Origin of the sequence: Piscinibacter sp. XHJ-5 (genome assembly GCF_029855045.1) — a bacterium.
In the GTDB taxonomy this organism is placed as follows: Bacteria; Pseudomonadota; Gammaproteobacteria; order Burkholderiales; family Burkholderiaceae_C; genus Albitalea.
This window is the reverse complement of the sequence record NZ_CP123228.1, coordinates 3,493,513-3,511,107: the sequence shown is the minus strand read 5'-3', so window position 1 is coordinate 3,511,107 and position 17,595 is coordinate 3,493,513. Positions and strand designations below refer to the sequence as shown.

18 protein-coding genes are annotated in these 17,595 nt (G+C 65.9%); 12 read left to right on the top strand and 6 right to left on the bottom strand.

Annotated features, from left to right (window positions below; all coding sequences use genetic code 11):
• Positions 1 to 10 precede the first annotated feature (10 nt).
• The 3 genes from P7V53_RS16545 to P7V53_RS16535 form a co-directional block, all read right to left on the bottom strand.
• On the bottom strand, positions 11 to 742 hold the full coding sequence (locus P7V53_RS16545; protein WP_280150501.1) for a response regulator transcription factor: 732 nt from the start codon (positions 740 to 742) through the stop codon (positions 11 to 13).
• 47 nt (positions 743 to 789) lie between these two features.
• Complete coding sequence (gene phnD, locus P7V53_RS16540; protein ID WP_280150499.1) at positions 790 to 1,773, bottom strand: phosphate/phosphite/phosphonate ABC transporter substrate-binding protein; 984 nt, start codon at positions 1,771 to 1,773, stop codon at positions 790 to 792.
• 84 nt (positions 1,774 to 1,857) lie between these two features.
• Entirely contained in the window at positions 1,858 to 2,835 is a 978-nt protein-coding gene (locus tag P7V53_RS16535; protein ID WP_280150497.1) for an NADPH:quinone oxidoreductase family protein, read from the bottom strand.
• Between the two features lie 87 nt (positions 2,836 to 2,922).
• Here P7V53_RS16535 and surE point away from each other — a divergent pair, with 87 nt between their 5' ends.
• Genes surE through P7V53_RS16510 form a run of 5 tightly spaced genes read left to right on the top strand, consistent with a single transcriptional unit; the run spans position 2,923 to position 7,412 of the window.
• Positions 2,923 to 3,681, top strand: coding sequence for a 5'/3'-nucleotidase SurE (surE, locus tag P7V53_RS16530; RefSeq protein WP_280150496.1), 759 nt, complete (start codon positions 2,923 to 2,925; stop codon positions 3,679 to 3,681).
• 47 nt (positions 3,682 to 3,728) lie between these two features.
• On the top strand, positions 3,729 to 4,544 hold the full coding sequence (locus tag P7V53_RS16525; protein WP_280150495.1) for a protein-L-isoaspartate(D-aspartate) O-methyltransferase: 816 nt from the start codon (positions 3,729 to 3,731) through the stop codon (positions 4,542 to 4,544).
• A gap of 38 nt (positions 4,545 to 4,582) precedes the next feature.
• Positions 4,583 to 5,506 carry a peptidoglycan DD-metalloendopeptidase family protein gene (locus tag P7V53_RS16520; RefSeq protein WP_280156535.1) on the top strand — a complete coding sequence of 308 codons (924 nt, stop codon included), beginning with the start codon at positions 4,583 to 4,585 and terminating at the stop codon, positions 5,504 to 5,506.
• A 34-nt stretch (positions 5,507 to 5,540) separates the two neighbouring features.
• Entirely contained in the window at positions 5,541 to 6,602 is a 1,062-nt protein-coding gene (gene rpoS / locus P7V53_RS16515) for an RNA polymerase sigma factor RpoS (RefSeq protein ID WP_280150494.1), read from the top strand.
• A gap of 6 nt (positions 6,603 to 6,608) precedes the next feature.
• Entirely contained in the window at positions 6,609 to 7,412 is an 804-nt protein-coding gene (locus P7V53_RS16510) for a 3'-5' exonuclease (protein ID WP_280150493.1), read from the top strand.
• Positions 7,413 to 7,416: 4 nt separating this feature from the next.
• Here P7V53_RS16510 and P7V53_RS16505 read toward each other — a convergent pair whose 3' ends face one another.
• Positions 7,417 to 7,998: a hypothetical protein gene (locus tag P7V53_RS16505; RefSeq protein WP_280150492.1), complete on the bottom strand. Its 582-nt coding sequence runs from the start codon at positions 7,996 to 7,998 to the stop codon at positions 7,417 to 7,419.
• A gap of 63 nt (positions 7,999 to 8,061) precedes the next feature.
• On the opposite strand from P7V53_RS16505, the gene rlmD reads away from it, so the two are divergent.
• The gene (rlmD, locus tag P7V53_RS16500) at positions 8,062 to 9,405 is read left to right on the top strand and encodes a 23S rRNA (uracil(1939)-C(5))-methyltransferase RlmD (protein WP_280156534.1); all 1,344 of its coding nucleotides are present in this window, start codon (positions 8,062 to 8,064) and stop codon (positions 9,403 to 9,405) included.
• Between the two features lie 54 nt (positions 9,406 to 9,459).
• On the opposite strand, the gene P7V53_RS16495 is transcribed toward rlmD, so the two are convergent.
• Positions 9,460 to 10,152 (bottom strand): Bax inhibitor-1/YccA family protein, encoded by a 693-nt coding sequence (locus P7V53_RS16495; protein WP_280150491.1) that lies wholly within the window; start codon positions 10,150 to 10,152, stop codon positions 9,460 to 9,462.
• 172 nt (positions 10,153 to 10,324) lie between these two features.
• Here P7V53_RS16495 and P7V53_RS16490 point away from each other — a divergent pair, with 172 nt between their 5' ends.
• From P7V53_RS16490 to P7V53_RS16470, 5 genes are all read left to right on the top strand, one after another.
• Entirely contained in the window at positions 10,325 to 10,732 is a 408-nt protein-coding gene (locus tag P7V53_RS16490) for a heme-binding protein (RefSeq protein WP_280150490.1), read from the top strand.
• A 207-nt stretch (positions 10,733 to 10,939) separates the two neighbouring features.
• Positions 10,940 to 12,091, top strand: a complete 1,152-nt coding sequence (carA, locus tag P7V53_RS16485) for a glutamine-hydrolyzing carbamoyl-phosphate synthase small subunit (protein ID WP_280150489.1) — start codon at positions 10,940 to 10,942, stop codon at positions 12,089 to 12,091.
• A 2-nt stretch (positions 12,092 to 12,093) separates the two neighbouring features.
• Entirely contained in the window at positions 12,094 to 15,372 is a 3,279-nt protein-coding gene (gene carB, locus P7V53_RS16480) for a carbamoyl-phosphate synthase large subunit (RefSeq protein WP_280150488.1), read from the top strand.
• Positions 15,373 to 15,448: 76 nt separating this feature from the next.
• On the top strand, positions 15,449 to 15,925 hold the full coding sequence (greA, locus tag P7V53_RS16475) for a transcription elongation factor GreA (RefSeq protein ID WP_280150487.1): 477 nt from the start codon (positions 15,449 to 15,451) through the stop codon (positions 15,923 to 15,925).
• Positions 15,925 to 16,362, top strand: a complete 438-nt coding sequence (locus tag P7V53_RS16470; protein WP_280150486.1) for a DUF4149 domain-containing protein — start codon at positions 15,925 to 15,927, stop codon at positions 16,360 to 16,362. The genes greA and P7V53_RS16470 overlap by 1 nt, the downstream gene beginning before the upstream one ends.
• A gap of 6 nt (positions 16,363 to 16,368) precedes the next feature.
• On the opposite strand, the gene P7V53_RS16465 is transcribed toward P7V53_RS16470, so the two are convergent.
• Positions 16,369 to 16,842, bottom strand: coding sequence for a YhbY family RNA-binding protein (locus P7V53_RS16465; RefSeq protein ID WP_280150485.1), 474 nt, complete (start codon positions 16,840 to 16,842; stop codon positions 16,369 to 16,371).
• Positions 16,843 to 16,862: 20 nt separating this feature from the next.
• Here P7V53_RS16465 and P7V53_RS16460 point away from each other — a divergent pair, with 20 nt between their 5' ends.
• Complete coding sequence (locus P7V53_RS16460; RefSeq protein WP_280150484.1) at positions 16,863 to 17,561, top strand: RlmE family RNA methyltransferase; 699 nt, start codon at positions 16,863 to 16,865, stop codon at positions 17,559 to 17,561.
• Positions 17,562 to 17,595: the final 34 nt, after the last annotated feature.

Below are 17,595 nucleotides of genomic sequence, written 5' to 3'. Positions count from 1 at the left end.
GCGGCCTGAATCAGACCAGGCCCTGCTTGCTCGCCAGCACCGCCGCCTCGGCGCGGCTCGAGACGTTCAGCTTCTTGTAGATCGACTTGATGTGGTCGTTCACGGTGAACCACTTGATCCCCATTAGGCTGGCGATCTCCTTGATCGTGAAGCCCTTGCTGAGGTAGGTGAGCACCTCGCTCTCGCGCGGCGTGAGGCGCTCGTGGTCGAGCGGCGCGCCCTTGCCCAGCGGCATGGGGCGGCTGCTCTGGAACGCGGAGGGCAGCGGCGCCGCGCTGGTCTCGCCGGCGGCGCCGTGGCGGAAATGCGTGAGCAGGCGGCGCGCGATGGCCGGAGACAACGGCGGCTGCCCGCGAACGATCTTCTGAAGTTCCTCGACGAGCACCTCGAAACGGTCTTCCTTCAGCAGGTAGCCGTCGGCGCCGCATTGCAGCGCGGGGAAGAGATGGTCGTCGTCGGAATAGAGCGTGGTGACGATCTTCGTGGCGGGATAGCGGGCCAGCTCCGCCAGCAGCTCCATGCCGTTGCCATCGGGCAGCTCGAGGTCGACGAGGATCAGCTTGAACGGGTCGTTCGGGGTGAGTGCGCTCTGGCCGCTCTGGGTGGCGATATGACGGCGCGCCGACTCGAGATCACCGGCCTCGGTGATGACGATGGTGTCGGAAAAACTCTCGCGGACGACCCGGCAAAGAAAGCTTCGCGCGACCGGGTTGTCTTCGACGATCAGGACCTTGACTGCCATGGTTGGCACAGTGTCGTGAGAAGACAGTGATCGTAGCAGCCTGCGTTCTAGGGGGGTAGTGTGGACGTGCTTTGCAGCGCCCTGGCGAGGCGGTTGTAGCGGTCGCGGAGGTCCCCTAGTTTCTCGCTCTTCTGGGCCTCGGACAGACGCGGGTCGAGCAGCACTTCAGACCGCTGTTTGAAGTCCTCGATCTCGAGCACGAACTTCAGCTGCTGATTGGTCGACGGTCGGAAGCCGGCCAGGTCGAACATCTGCTTGAGTCGTGCCTTCTCGCCGGCGGTCTTGCCGTAGCCGAACAGAAATGCCGACAGCTTGGTGCGAATCGACAGGGGCAGGTCCTTGCGCCAGAGCAGCGGGTCTTTGGGGATCAGCGCCGACTCCCACAGCACGCGCAGCGCCGCGGCCTTGGCAGGGTGGTTGGCCTTCAGCCGCGACAGCTCCTCGGTGTTGTAGGTGCCGGCGTGCACTTGTCCGCGCAGGACGGCATCGAGCGTCTGCGCGTGATTGCCACGGATGAAGGGAACGAAGTGCTCCTCGGGCCGAATGCCGCGCGGAACGAAAAGCGCGTACGACGGCATAGCGTGTCCCGACGTTGACGACAGCTCTCCCATCGCGAAGCCGTAGACCTTCGGTTTCGACAGGAGCTGGTCGAGGGACGACACCGGCGCGTCGCGTCGCGCGATGACGATGGCGCGGTAACCCGGCAAGCCTGTCGAATCGACGAGCTGGGCGAACACCTCGACATTGGCGCGCTCGATGCAATCGAGCGCCGCCTTGCTCGACAGCCAGGCGAGCTGCGCGCGGTTGGTGACCAGCGCCTCGACCGCGGCCGCGTACGACGGGGCGTAGAAGCCCTGCACCTCCAGCCCCGTGGCGCTGCGCAGTTCCGCGAAGAACGGTTCCCAGGCGACACGTGTCTCGTCGACCGTCGTGGTGGTGATGACTGCGAACAGCAGGGGTGCCGCCTGCGCATCGGCGGCCCGCCATGGAACTACGGCAAAGAGAGGCAACTTCAGCAACAGACGGCGCACGCAGCTGTCTCCCCACGCCACGGCTTGCGGCGAGGCACGGATTATCGATGCGCCGCCTGCGGCAGGCGACCGGGTCAGCGGGAGTCAGTGGTTGACCATCACCAGCTTGCCTCGGACCTGGCGGCTTCCCATGCGCTCGAAAGCCGCCTGCAACTGCGGCATCGGTAGCTTCTGATCGATGACCGGCTTGATGCGTCCCTGGGCGTACCAGGTGGCAAGCTCCCCCAGCGCCCTCGCATTGCGTTGCGGTTCGCGGCGCGCGAACTCGCCCCAGAACACACCGACCACCGACGCACCCTTCAGCAAGGCGAGGTTCAGAGGCAGCGAGGGAATGGTGCCTTGCGCGAAGCCGATGACGAGGTAGCGGCCGCGCCATGCGATGGAGCGGAAAACCGGCTCGGTGAGGTCGCCGCCGACCGGGTCGTAGACGATGTCGGGTCCCTTGCCGCCGGTGAGAGCCTTGAGCTCGTCGCGGATGTTCGAGCTCGCGTAGTTGACGGCATCATCGGCGCCGAGTTCGCGGCAGAGCTTGCACTTGTCGTCGCTGGACGCCGCGGCGATGACACGAGCGCCGGCTGCCTTCGCGATCTGGATTGCGGCAGTCCCGACGCCGCCGGCCGCGCCGAGCACCAGCACGGTCTCGCCGGCCTTGAGCTCGGCGCGGTCGAGCAGGGCGTGATGCGTGGTGCCGTAAGTGCAGATGAAGGCTGCCGCATCGTCGAAGGCGAAGCCCGAAGGCAGCTGCATCACCAGCTTTGCATCAACACACGCGTGCGTGGCGAAACCGCCCATGCCGCCGAACGCGGCGACCGCGTCGCCCTGCTTCAGGTGCGCGACGCCTTGCCCCACGGCGTCGACCGTTCCGGCGTACTCCGAGCCGGGCACGAACGGCAGCGGCGGCTTCATCTGGTACTTGTTCTGCACGATGAGCAGATCAGGAAAGTTGAGGCTGGCCGCGCGGATCGCCACCCGCACCTCGCCAGGCTTCGGCTCAGGGGTTGGCAGCTCCTTCCACGACAGTGCTTGCGGGCCGATCGGGTCGTCGCAGATCCAGGCGTGCATGGCGTCTCTCCTCGGTTGGGCGGCGGATGATACGCAGCGCCGTTGCTGCATCCAGTCACGCAGGTGACGACTCCCTACAATCGCCGGATGCGTATCCTCATCGCCAATGACGACGGCTATCTTGCGCCCGGTCTGGCCGCCCTGGTGCGGGCCTGCGAGGGTCTCGGCGAGCTGGACATCGTTGCTCCCGAACAGAACGCGAGCGGCACGTCCAACTCGCTGACGCTCAACCGGCCGCTGTCGGTCTACACCGCTGCCAACGGCGTGCGCTACATCAACGGGACGCCGTCTGACTGCGTCCACGTCGCCCTCACCGGACTGCTGGAACAGCGACCTGACCTCGTCGTCTCGGGCATCAACCAGGGCGCAAACATGGGCGATGACACGCTCTATTCGGGCACGGTGGCCGCCGCGATGGAAGGCTTCCTGTTCGGCATTCCGGCGATCGCCTTCTCGCAGATCCAGAAGGGCTGGTCGCATCTCGACGTCGCCTCGCGTGTCGCGCGCGACGTGATCGAGCGGGTGCTGAGGCAGACGCCGGCGCGCTCGCCCTTCTTGTTGAACGTGAACATTCCCAATCGAGCGGACGCCGACCGCCTGCCGCACGCGATCACGCGCCTCGGGCGCCGTCATGCCAGCGAGCCGGTGATCCGCCAGATCAGCCCGCGCGGCGAGACGATGTATTGGATCGGTGCCGCGGGCGATGCGCGCGAGGCGGGCGAGGGGACGGACTTCCATGCCACCGCCAACGGCAAGGTGTCGGTCACGCCGCTGCAGGTCGATCTCACCGACCACGCCGCCGTGCCCGACTGGCAGGGCTGGCTCTCGCAGCGGGGCCGCGAATGACGCAGGCGGGGCGCGGCGCGCCCAAGTTTCCACTGCGACTGGACCAGATGGCGACGCCCAAGAAGACCTTGGTCAGGGCACCGGAAAGCGCAGCGCCGCTGGTTCAGCCGCTGCCCGCAGCGGGGCCGCGCGCCGTGCTGCGTCCGCAGCAGCCTTTGCAGCATGCCGCGTCGGTGGCCGCGCGGCACGCGGCGCCCACGGGGCTCGGCCTCGACTCTGCCGGCGTGCGTTTCCGCATGGTCCAGCGCCTGCGCGCCGAAGGCCTGCGCCACGAAGCCGTGCTGGCGGCGATCGCCGAAGTGCCGCGCCATCGATTCGTCGATGGAGCACTGGTGACCCAGGCGTACGAGGACACCAGCCTGCCCATCGGGCACGGGCAAACCATCTCCAAGCCGTCGGTGGTGGCGCGCATGATCGAGTTGCTGATGGGCGGCGCCAACGCGCGAGCGGGCCAGGTTGTTCGTGTGCTCGAGATCGGCACCGGGTGTGGCTACCAGGCGGCGGTGCTGGCACGCCTGGCAAGGCAGGTGTTCTCGGTGGAGCGCATCAAGCCCCTGCACGACAAGGCCCGCGAGCTGATGGCCCCGCTGCGCATCACCAACGCGAGGCTCATCTATGGCGACGGCATGCTGGGTCATCCCCCGAACGCGCCCTACGACGGCATCATCGCCGCGGCCGGTGGCGATGCCATGCCGCCCGCGTGGATCGATCAGCTCGCGGTGGGCGGTCGGCTGGTCGCGCCGCTGCGCGACGAAGCCGGACGACAGGTGCTGGTGGTGGTCGATCGCACCGAGCGCGGATGCGAGCGAAGCGTGCACGAGGTGGTGCAATTCGTGCCGTTAAGATCGGGCCTCGTTCGGTAGGCTCGCACAAGGGGATGACGCATTCGATGACGACGACGATGACAAGCTCGATAGACACACGACTGTGTGCCGCCGTCGCGGCCACGGTGTTGCTGCTCGCGGGCTGCGCGACGTCGAAGAACCACGCACCGGTGGTAGACCGGTCCGCCGGCGCCCGCGCGCCCGCTGCAAGCCAGGCCCCCCCGGTCGCCGACGTCGTTCCGGCGCCGGTGGATCCCAACAAGGTTGAACCGCCCAAGCCCGGCGCCGAGAACGCGGGCAAGGTCGGGTTCTACACGATCAAGCCGGGCGACACGCTGATTCGCATCGGTCTGGAGAACGGTCAGAACTGGAAGGACCTGGTCAAGTGGAACAACCTCGAGAACCCCAACGTCATCGAGGTCGGCCAGGTGATACGCGTTGTCCCCCCCGGGGTCGACCCTAATGCGGCTGGAACGAAGCCGGTAAGCACCGCCAAGGTCGAGACGCGGCCACTCGGTGCGGCGTCGGCTGCCAGTGGCCCGGCGTCCGGCGTGCCTGCGGCCACGCCGGCGCCAGCGCCAGCCCCGGCGCCAGCGCCGGCGGCTTCCACCGCCACCAGCCGAGAGGGCGACGACGACATCAACTGGATGTGGCCCGCCAACGGGCCGGTCGCCAGCGTGTTCGACGATGCGCGCAGCAAGGGGCTGGCGATCACCGGCAAATCCGGTGACCCGGTTTACGCCGCCGCTGACGGGCGGGTCGTCTATGCCGGTTCGGGCCTGCGTGGCTACGGCAACCTTGTCATCCTCAAGCACAACAACACCTACCTCACCGCTTACGCGCACAATCAGACGCTGCTCGTGAAGGAGGATCAGGCCGTGCGCCGCGGACAGAAAATCGCCGAGATGGGTTCCACCGACGCCGAGCGGGTGCAGCTCCATTTCGAAATCCGCAAGCTGGGCAAGCCCATCGACCCGGCCAAACTGCTGCCGCCACGTTGATGCGCAGCTGATGCCTGTCGCTATCGGAGCCAGCATGACCAAGCGGCGCACACCCCCTAACGGGCACGGTCATGAGCAGCTCGGCGGCGCGGTGCAGCCTCACCCGGACCGCGGTGACGGTGCTCCGATGATCGATATCGTTCTGCCCAACGGCATGGACGCCGAGGCCGCGGAAGCGATGGCCGCCTCGGGTAGCGACGGCGCCATCACGCCCGAGCTGGCCGCGGGTGAGGGCGAGATCGGCAACACCCTGCAGACCTATCTGCGCGAGATCCGCCGTGCGCCGCTGCTGACGCCGCAGGAGGAATACGACACCGCCACGCGCGCGCGCATGGGCGACTTCCAGGCCCGCCAGGCGATGATCGAGCACAACCTGCGGCTGGTGGTGAGCATCGCAAAGAACTACCTCGGACGCGGCCTTCCGATGACCGACCTGATCGAAGAAGGCAATCTCGGCCTGATGCACTCGATCAGCAAGTTCGAGCCGGAGCGCGGCTTCCGGTTCTCGACCTATGCGTCCTGGTGGATTCGCCAGAACATCGAGCGCGCGATCATGCACCAGGCGCGCCTGGTGCGACTTCCGGTCCACGTGGTGCGCGAGCTCAATCAGGTGCTGAAGGCGCGCCGCGCGCTGGAAGCCGAGTCCGGCCGCAACGGCGCCCCCGACAAACCCGTGCGCGTGGAGGACGTCGCCGCGGCAGTCGGCCGCCCGGTGCAGGAAGTGAGCGACCTGCTGCGCTTTTCCGAGCTGCCCACGTCGCTCGACGCGCCGCTGGAACGCTATCCAGCCGACAACAACGCCGAGTCGATGCTCGACAGCGTCGCCGACGACGGCGCCACCGACCCGATGAGTCTCACCTTGTCCAACGAAGTGGAGCAGCTGCTCAACAACGGCCTCGACGAGCTGAATGAGCGCGAGCGCGAAGTGCTGGCTGGCCGCTACGGCCTGCGCGACCGCGAGCCCGAGACGCTGGAGGTGCTGGCCGAGCGGCTCGGCCTGACGCGCGAGCGCATCCGGCAGATCCAGCAGGAAGCGCTGCTCAAGCTCAAGCGCCGAATGATTCGCAACGGTGTCGACCGCGACTCCATCTTCTGAGGCCGAATGTCCGCCTGGCCCGTTCTCGTCTTCGACATCGAATCCATCCCTGACATCGACGGCCTGCGCACGCTGCGCGGCATCGATGCGTCCGTCCCCGATGCCGAGGTCTATGCGCTCGAGATGGCCGAGCGGCGCGAGGCCGGGCGCAGTGATTTCATGCCGCTGTACCTGCAGCGCGTGCTCGTCATCTCATGTGTCTTTCGCAACGCCGAAGGTTTGCGGGTTCACTCGTTCGTCGACCGCGCCTCGGACGGCAAGAGCCAGGAAGGCAAGCTCATTCAGACCTTCTTCGGTACGGTGGAGCGGCATGTGCCGCAGCTCGTGAGCTGGAACGGCGGCGGTTTCGATCTGCCGGTGCTGCACTACCGCGGTTTGCGCCATGGTGTCTTGGCCAACAAGTACTGGGACCTCGGCGAGGACGACCGCGAGTTCAAGTTCAACAACTACATCGGCCGCTATCACCTGCGCCACCTCGACCTGATGGACCTGCTGTCCATGTACCAGCCGCGTGCGAGCGCGCCGCTCGACGCCATGGCCAAGCTGTGCGGCTTTCCAGGCAAGCTGGGAATGGACGGCTCCGCCGTGTACCAGGCCTTCCTCGACGGCAAGCTCGAAGACATCCGTCGCTACTGCGAGACCGACGTGATGAACACCTACCTGCTGTACTGCCGGTTCCAGAAGATGCGCGGCGGCTTCACCGAGCAGGAGTACGAGCGCGAAGTGGGGCTTGTGCGCGAGACGCTCGCCGGCATCACCGAACCTCATTGGAGCGAATACCTCGCGGCCTGGCGTTCGGAGCCGGCCTGATTCGCTACAGCGTGCGCGTATCGATCCAGCTCACCCGCCCGCCGCGACGGCGCAGCTCTTCGACCATGTGGGCGGTGCCTCCGGGACCATCGCCCGGTTCACCGTTCCACAGGGCGATCAGATGCAGTTCATCGGCTCCGCTTGCCAGCGCGGTCCGAAGCAGCCACTGCGTGCAGGCCTCGAACGGGTCGTCTGCGCTGGCAGGCATGGTGCGCGGCGGCCACGCCAGGGACGACCGCGCCGCCAGATAGCGGCGCCGCCACTGGTCGCTATCGGCTGAAGGTGCGATCGACGCGGCGATGAAATCTTCCTCTGGCAGCGGCTGCAGGAGCAGCACCGGAACCTGTCGCGCCTGGCAGGCCTCGACGAACAACTGGTCGCCGCCGGCCGCGCCCTGGGTCAACGCGATGTCCGACCCGCCGACGTGCAATGCATCCAACGTCGAAGCGATGCGATCGGCGGCGGCCGACACCACATCGACCGGGAATCGCTGACGCGCTCGGGCGGGCGCATCGGTCATGTGACCGGAGAACAGCAGCAGCTTGCGCGGCTGAAAAGGCAGCGGCGACGGGTCGGCTGGAGACATTGCCGCCAGTATGACGCCCGGCTGCGCAGCGAGGGCGTGAAACACGGCCGGATAATTCGGCCCATGACTGCGAACAACGAGTGGTTGCAGATCGAGTCGCTCGATCTCGAAGGGCAGGGCGTGGCTCACGATGCCGAAGGAAAGGTGGTATTCATTGAGGGCGCACTGCCGGGCGAGCAGGTCCAGGTGCAGGTTCATCGGCGCAAGAACAACTGGGAGCAAGCATCGATGACCGCGTTGCGGCGCGAGAGCTCGCAGCGCGTGACACCGCGCTGCCGGCACTTCGGCATCTGCGGCGGATGCAAGCTGCAGCACTTCGAGATCGGTGCCCAGGTTGCGACCAAGCAGCGGGCCCTCGAAGACGGCTTGTGGCACCTCGGCAAGGTCAGGCCCGAGCGCCTCCTGCAGGCGATCGCGGGGCCCTCCTGGGGCTACCGCTATCGCGCGCGCCTGTCGGTGCGCTACGTGCGGAAGAAGGACAAGGTGCTGGTCGGATTCCACGAGCGCAAGTCGAGCTACGTGGCCGACATGGACAGTTGCGAGGTGTTGCCGCCGCATCTGAGCCAGATGCTCGTGCCGCTGGCGACGCTGATCGAAGGCATGGACCAGCGCGAGCGCCTGCCGCAGATCGAGGTCGCGGTCGGCTCGCAGATCACGGCGCTGGTGTTGCGGCATCTCGAACCGTTGAGCACAGCGGATCTGCAGCGCTTGCGCGCATTCGCCGCCGACCACGGCATCCAGTGGTGGCTGCAGCCCAAGGGACCCGACTCGGCGCATCCGATGGAGCACGGCGGACCGACCTTGAACTACACACTCCCTGAGTTCGGCATCACCATGCCGTTCAAGCCAACCGACTTCACGCAGGTCAATCACCAGATCAACCAGGTGCTGGTGGGCCGTGCCATGCGATTGCTGGAGATCCAACCCGACGAGCGGGTGATCGACTGGTTCTGCGGCTTGGGCAACTTCACTCTGCCGATCGCCACCCGTGCGCGCGAGGCCCTGGGATTGGAAGGCAGCGATGCGTTGGTCGCGCGCTCGCGCGAGAACGCCGCGCTGAATGGCCTGGCCGGCAAGACGAGTTTTCTGGCGCGCAACCTGTTCGAGATCACGCCCGCAGAAATCGCGGGCTACGGGTATGCCGACAAATGGTTGGTCGATCCGCCCCGCGAAGGCGCCTTCGCCCTGGCAAAGGCGCTGGCCGATCTGCATGCCGATGCGTCATCGCCGTCGGGGTACGTGCCGCCGAAGCGCATCGTCTACGTGAGCTGCAATCCGGCGACCCTGGCGCGCGATGCCGGACTCCTGGTCCATCAGGCGGGCTACCGCTGCATCGCCGCCGGCGCTGTCAACATGTTCCCGCACACAGCCCACGTCGAGAGCATTGCGGTCTTCGAGCACGCGTAGCCGCGAAAAAAAAGCCCCGCGATGCGGGGCCTTCGGGATGTCGGCAAAGCCGGTTCAGTCGCGCTCGCCGCCGGCGAAGCCCAGCAGGGCCAGCAGGCTCTGGAACACGTTGTACAGGTCGAGGTAGATCGCCAGCGTGGCGCTGATGTAGTTGGTTTCGCCGCCGTCGATGACCCGCTTGATGTCGTACAGCATGAAGGCGGAGAACAGGCCGATCGCGATCACCGAGAGGGTCAACATCAGTGCGCTCGACTGCACGAAGATGTTGATGATGCCGGCCACCAGCAGCATCACTGCGCCGATGAACAGGAACTTGCCCATCCCGGACAGGTCGCGCTTGATGATGGTCGCCAGCGAAGCCATCGCGAAGAACACGCCAGCCGTGCCGCCGAAGGCGGTCATGATGAGCGTCGGGCCATTGCGGAAGCCCAGGATGACCGACAGCAGCCGAGCCAGCATCAAGCCCATGAAGAATGTGAAGGCCAGCAGCACCGGCACGCCGGCGGCGGAATTCTTCGTCTTCTCGATCGCGAAGATGAAACCGAAGGCACCCGCCAGGAAGATGATGGCGCTCATCCCGGCGCCCATGAGGTTCATCACGCCGGTGCTGACGCCGACCCAGGCGCCCAGAACGGTCGGCACGAGCGACAGCGCGAGCAGCCAGTAGGTGTTTCGCAACACGCGGTTGCGCTGTTCCAACGCGACGCCCGTACCACCGGCATAGACGGTTTGCAGGCTTTCGTTCATGAGACCTCCAGGTTGATATGAACGTGGGCTCAGACCCACGGCTTTCATTCTAGTTCCAGGGGGTCCCGCCGGGGAAACTGTCGCGTCGATGTGCGTGACCGCTACGCGTCTTTACTCACGGCCGGGGCGCTGATCGCCGCCTAGAGTCGCGTCTTTCCCACCGAGATCCATCATGAACCACAAGCCCATGCTCACCCTGAACGACCTGAAGCGCATCGCGTCGGCGAGCGAGGCGGAGGCCACGGCCCACGGCTGGGCTGTGAGCATCGCGATCGTCGATGATGGCGGACACCTGCTGTGGTTGCAGCGGCTGGATGATGCTTCGCCGCTTTCGTCACACATCGCGCCGGCGAAGGCACGGACCGCAGCGCTGGGACGGCGCGAGAGCCGCGTGTATGAGGAGATGATCAATCAGGGACGGACCTCGTTCCTGAGCGTTCCGCTCGCGGAAGGACTGCTCGAGGGAGGCGTGCCCGTGATGGTCGAGGGGCAATGCATCGGTGCCGTCGGCGTGAGCGGCGTGAAGTCGTCGGAGGATGCGCAGATCGCCAAGGCGGGCATAGCGGCGCTCGGCCTGTAGTCTCCACGCCCGGGCGTTCTCGGGCTGCGCGCAGGGGCGGGAAAACACCGGGATCGGATATACTTCGACGGTTTACCTGCAAACACCGCGCCCCAAGCGACCTCCTGCAGTTTCCCCACCGGATTCAGCCGCATTTGCCATCCCCAACCCATGAATGGGTCGATGGCAAGCGCGAGGCAGCGCTGGGCGCAACGATGGAGTTTTCACTTGCTGCCCGTTCTGCCTCCCGCTCTGCTCGCACTCGCAGACGGAACTGTATTCAAGGGCTGCTCGATCGGTGCTCCGGGCGAGACCGTCGGCGAAGTGGTGTTCAACACCGCGCTGACCGGCTACCAGGAAATCCTCACCGATCCCAGCTACGCGCAGCAGATCGTCACGCTGACGTATCCGCACATCGGCAACTACGGCGTCGCCTATGAGGACGTCGAAGCGAAGAAGGTCTTTGCCGCCGGCCTGATCGTCAAGGACTTGCCGGTGCTCGAGTCGAACTTCCGCATGGCGATGACGCTGGCGCAGTATCTGAAGCGCGAAGGCACGGTCGCCATCTCCAATGTCGATACGCGACGCCTCACCCGCGTTCTGCGCACTTCCGGCGCGCAGAACGGCTGCATACTGACGCTGCCGGTGGGCGCCGAGATCACGCGGCAGCTCGTCGCCGAAGCGATCGCCAAGGCGAAGGCCGCGCCCAGCATGGCCGGCCTCGATCTCGCCAAGGTGGTCAGCGAGAAGGCGCCGTACGAGTGGACCGAGACGGAGTGGACCCTCGGCCCCGGCTACGGCCACCAGGCCGCACCGCGTCACCACGTGGTCGCTTATGACTACGGCGTCAAGCGCAACATCCTGCGCATGCTGGCCAGCCGCGGCTGCAGGATCACGGTGGTCCCGGCCCAGACGCCGGCCGCCGAGGTGCTCAAGCACAAGCCCGACGGCGTCTTTCTGTCCAACGGACCCGGTGACCCAGAGCCTTGCCACTACGCGATCAAGGCGACGCGTGAGCTGATCGATACCGGCATCCCCACGTTCGGCATCTGTCTGGGGCATCAGATCATGGCGCTTGCCTCGGGCGCGAAGACTTTCAAGATGAAGTTCGGCCACCATGGCGCGAATCATCCGGTGAAGGACCTGGACACCGGGCGGGTCAGCATCACCAGCCAGAACCACGGCTTCGCGGTCGACGAGAAGACCTTGCCGTCCAACCTGCGCGCCACGCACGTCTCGCTGTTCGACGGCACGCTGCAAGGATTGGCACGCACCGACAAGCCCGCCTTCTGCTTCCAGGGACATCCCGAGGCCTCACCCGGACCGCATGACATCTCGTACCTGTTCGACCGTTTCGTCGCGCTGATGGAGAAGAAGTAAACATGCCCAAGCGCACCGATCTGCACAGCATCCTCATCATCGGCGCCGGCCCGATCATCATCGGCCAGGCGTGCGAGTTCGACTACTCCGGCGCACAAGCGTGCAAGGCGCTGCGCGAAGAGGGCTACCGCGTCATCCTCGTCAACAGCAATCCGGCGACGATCATGACCGACCCCGAGATGGCCGATGTCACCTACATCGAGCCGATCACTTGGCAGGTCGTCGAGAAGATCATCGCGAAAGAGCGTCCCGATGCCGTGCTGCCGACCATGGGCGGCCAGACGGCGCTCAACTGCGCGCTCGACCTGCACAAGCACGGCGTACTGGCGAAGTACGGCGTCGAGATGATCGGTGCCAACGAGCGCGCGATCGAGAAGGCGGAAGACCGTCTCAAGTTCAAGGACGCGATGACGGGGATCGGCCTGCATTCGGCCAAGAGCGGCATTGCGCACACCATGGAAGAAGCGTGGGCGGTGCAAAAGCGCATCACGCACGAGATCGGCGGCACTGGCTTCCCGATGGTCATCCGCCCCAGCTTCACGCTCGGCGGCACCGGCGGCGGCATCGCCTACAACCCCGAAGAGTTCGAAGAGATCTGCAAGCGCGGCCTGGACCTGTCGCCTACCAACGAACTGCTGATCGAGGAGTCGCTGATCGGCTGGAAGGAATACGAGATGGAGGTCGTCCGCGACAAGGCCGACAACTGCATCATCGTGTGCTCCATCGAGAACCTCGACCCGATGGGCGTCCACACCGGTGATTCCATCACGGTGGCGCCTGCCCAGACGCTTTCGGACAAGGAATACCAGCTGCTGCGCGACGCCTCCATCGCCATCCTGCGCGAAATCGGCGTCGACACGGGCGGTTCCAACGTGCAGTTCTCGATCAACCCGAGCAACGGCCGGATGATCGTCATCGAGATGAACCCGCGTGTGTCGCGCTCGTCGGCGCTGGCATCGAAGGCCACGGGCTTTCCGATCGCCAAAGTGGCCGCCAAGCTCGCGGTCGGCTACACCCTCGACGAGCTGCGCAATGACATCACGGGCGGCGCGACGCCGGCGAGCTTCGAGCCCAGCATCGACTATGTCGTCACCAAGATCCCGCGCTTCGCATTCGAGAAGTTTCCGGCCGCCGATTCGCGTCTGACCACGCAGATGAAGTCGGTGGGCGAGGTGATGGCGATGGGCCGCACCTTCCAGGAAAGCTTCCAGAAGGCGCTGCGCGGACTGGAGACAGGCATCGATGGCCTCACCGAGCGCAGCACCGATCGCGAAGAGATCGTCCAGGAGATCGGCGAGCCCGGTCCCGAGCGCATCCTGTACGTCGCCGACGCATTCCGCATCGGCATGACGCTCGCCGATGTCTTCGAGGAGACGGCGATCGATCGCTGGTTTCTTGCGCAGATCGAGGACATCGTGAAGACCGAGCGGCAGCTCGCGGGTCGCAGCCTGGCATCGCTGTCGGCCGACGAACTGCGCTATCTGAAGCAGAAAGGCTTCTCCGACAAGCGCCTCGCGAAGCTGCTGGGCACCCACCAGCACGAGGTGCGCGCTCGGCGCCACGCGCTGAACATTCGCCCCGTCTACAAGCGCGTCGACACTTGCGCCGCGGAGTTCGCGACGCAGACTGCCTACATGTACTCCACCTACGATGAGGAGTGCGAGGCCGAACCCTCGGACCGCAAGAAGATCATGGTGCTCGGCGGCGGCCCGAACCGCATCGGTCAGGGCATCGAGTTCGACTACTGCTGCGTGCATGCCGCGCTCGCGATGCGCGAGGACGGTTACGAGACCATCATGGTCAACTGCAATCCCGAGACGGTGTCCACCGACTACGACACCTCCGACCGCTTGTACTTCGAGCCGGTGACGCTCGAGGATGTTCTCGAGATCGTCGACAAGGAGAGGCCGGCCGGCGTGATCGTGCAGTACGGCGGCCAGACGCCGCTGAAGCTGGCGCTCGACCTGGAGCGTGCCGGCGTTCCCATCGTCGGCACCTCGCCGGACAGCATCGACATCGCCGAGGACCGCGAGCGCTTCCAGAAGCTGCTGCACGAACTGGGGCTGAAGCAGCCCCCCAATCGCACCGCGCGCACGGAAGAGCAAGCGCTACAGCTCGCGCAGGAGATCGGCTACCCACTGGTCGTGCGGCCAAGCTACGTGCTGGGCGGGCGTGCGATGGAGATCGTGCACGGGGACAAGGACCTCGAGCGCTACATGCGCGAGGCGGTCAAGGTGAGCGAAAAGTCGCCGGTCCTGCTGGACCGCTTCCTCGACGACGCCATCGAGGTCGACGTCGACTGCATCGCCGACGGCAGCGACCATGCCGACGGTGTGATGATCGGCGGCATCATGGAGCACGTCGAGCAGGCCGGCATCCACTCGGGCGACTCGGCGTGCTCGCTGCCACCGTATTCGCTGAGCCGGGCGCTGCAGGATGAGCTGCGCCGGCAGACCACGCTGATGGCGCGCGCGCTGAAGGTCAAGGGCCTGATGAACGTGCAGTTCGCCATACAGGGCGAAGGCGACAAGGCTGTCGTGTACGTGCTGGAGGTGAATCCTCGCGCTTCACGCACCGTGCCGTTCGTTTCCAAGGCCACCGGCCAGCCGCTGGCCAAGATCGCGGCGCGCTGCATGGTCGGCCAGAAGCTTTCCCAGCAGAGGGGCGCCGATGGCCTTGCGCCGCGCGAAGTCATTCCACCGTACTTCAGCGTCAAGGAAGCGGTCTTCCCGTTCAACAAGTTTCCCGGCGTTGATCCCATCCTGGGGCCGGAGATGCGCTCCACCGGCGAGGTCATGGGAGCGGGCCGCAGCTTCGGCGAGGCAATGCTCAAGAGCCAGCTTGGCGCCGGCTCGCGCCTGCCCACGCGGGGCACGGTCTGCATCACCGTGAAGAACAGCGACAAGGCGAGGGCCGTTGAAGTGGCGCGGGACCTGCATGCATTGGGCTTCGGCCTGGTGGCCACCAAGGGAACGGCCGCGGCCATCGCCGAAGGGGGCGTGCCGGTCAAGGCGGTCAACAAGGTGAAGGATGGCCGCCCGCACATCGTCGACATGGTCAAGGCGGGCGAGATCCAGCTCGTGTTCACCACCGTCGACGAAACCCGCACCGCGATCGCGGATTCACGGCACATCCGCCAGGCGGCGCTGGCCCATCGCGTGACGTACTACACGAGCATGGCCGGGTGCGAGGCGGCTGTCGAAGGCATGAAGCACCAGGCCGACCTCGTCGTCATGTCACTGCAGGAACTGCACGCCCAACTGGCTGCAGAGTTGCACTAAACTCAGCCCACACATCGCTCACAGGGCCGCCGCCGGTGCTTCTGGCGGCGGCTTCATTTTTGCTTCAGGGTTTCACATGGCCACCATTCCGCTCACCAGAAGAGGCGCCGAAAAGCTCAAGGATGAGCTGCAACGACTGAAGTCGGTGGAGCGCCACGCCGTCATCCAGGCCATCGCCGAAGCGCGCGCGCAAGGCGACCTGTCGGAGAACGCCGAGTACGAGGCCGCCAAGGACAAGCAGGGCTTCATAGAGGGCCGGATCAACGAGATCGAGGGCAAGCTTGCCGCCGCGCAGATCATCGATCCGTCGGGGCTAGACGCCGGCGGCAGGGTCGTGTTCGGCTCTACCGTCGACCTCGAGGACGAGTCGACCGGCGCGCAGGTCACCTACCAGATCGTTGGCGATGACGAAGCCGATCTGAAGCAGGGGTTGATCTCGATCAGCTCGCCGATCGCTCGGGCGCTGATCGGCAAGGAAGCCGGCGACGTGGCGGACGTGCAGGCGCCCGGCGGCATCAAGAGCTACGAGATCGTCGAAGTTCGCTACGTCTGATGACGCGGGCGCGTTGCGCGGCGTGGCTGGCCGGGCTTTGGGCCGGCTTGCTGTGGGCCATTGCCCTCGTCGGTGCTCCCGCGGCTTTCGCGGTAGCGACTTCCGAAATGGCGGGACGCATCGCCGGGCGCATGTTCGCGCAGGAAGCCTATCTGGCGCTCGCGCTGTCGATGGTGCTGGCTCTGCTGCTGCGCAGCAGGGCCAGGGCGGCGGCGGCGGCCGGCACGGGATCGGTGCTGAGCGCAGACATGCTGCTGGCCCTGGGTGCGCTGTTGTGCACTGTCGCCGGCTACTTCGCGCTGCAGCCCATGTTCGCTGCGGCGCGGGCGGGGCAGGGCAGTTGGTCATTCGCCACCCTGCACGGTGTGTCGATGTCGCTGTACGGGCTCAAGGCCCTGCTGGTGAGCGTGCTCGCCTGGCGGCTGGCGCCCCAGTGAGCGGCTTCAGTCGGCGGCTGTCTTCTTGATGCTAGTGGTGCGCCGTTTCGCGCGTTTTAGGCTGCCGCCGGCGGCAATGCGTTGATTGCCCAGCACCTTGACCTTCTTGATTTGGGGACGGTGGTTTCCACTCTTGGAGAACTTGAGAATCTTGACGACCTTCGGCGCCGGCATGCGGTCCTCGCGTTCCGCTTTGGACTTCTCCGGCACGGGGCGCCACAGCACGAGCAGCTTGCCAATGTGCTGGATGGGGGCGGCATTGAGCTGGTCGGCCAGCGCGGTGAGGATGCTGTCGCGCGTGTCGCGATCGTCGGAGAACACACGTACCTTGATCAGGCCGTGGGCGTTCAGCGCCCCGTCGGTCTCCTTCACGACGGCCGGCGTGAGTCCTTCGCCGCCGATGATCACCACGGGGTGCAGATGATGAGCTTCAGCGCGCTTGTCCTTGCGCTGGGCGGTGGTGAGTTGGATCGCAGGCATCCCCGTATTATCCCCGCAGGATGAAAGTCAAGACGAAGAGCAAGAAGGTCAACAAGGCTTGGCTGCACGACCATCTCGCCGATCCATACGTGAAGCTGGCACAGAAGGAGGGCTATCGCGCCCGCGCGGCCTACAAGCTCAAGGAGATCGACGAGGAGCTGAAGATTCTGCGGCCGGGGCAGCTCGTGGTCGACCTGGGGGCGACACCGGGCGCATGGAGCCAGTACGTGCGGCGCAGGTTCGCCCCCAAGGATGCGGGCGCCGGCGGTGCGGCCGCCGGCGAGCTCAACGGAACGATCATCGCGCTCGACATCCTCGACTTTGAGCCGATCGAAGGGGTCACCTTCATCCAGGGCGACTTCCGCGAAGACGAGGTGCTCGGTCGGCTCGAGCACGTGGTAGCCGGGCGTCCGGTCGATGTCGTCATCTCCGACATGGCGCCCAACCTGTCGGGGGTGGAAAGCTCCGACTCGGCGCGTATCGCTCACCTGGTGGAACTGGCCGTCGAGTTCGCGCAGAACCACCTCGCCCCAAAGGGCGCGCTGGTGTGCAAGGTTTTTCACGGCAGCGGCTACAGCCAGCTCGTGAAACTGTTCAAGGAGCGGTTTCGCGTCGTCAAGCCGATCAAGCCGAAGGCCTCCCGGGACAAATCAGCCGAAACCTTCTTGGTCGGTATCGGTCTCAAGTCGCCTAAGGCGCCCGCCGATACCGTGTCGTAGGGCGCGAACATGCCGATACACCTTGCCTATCACG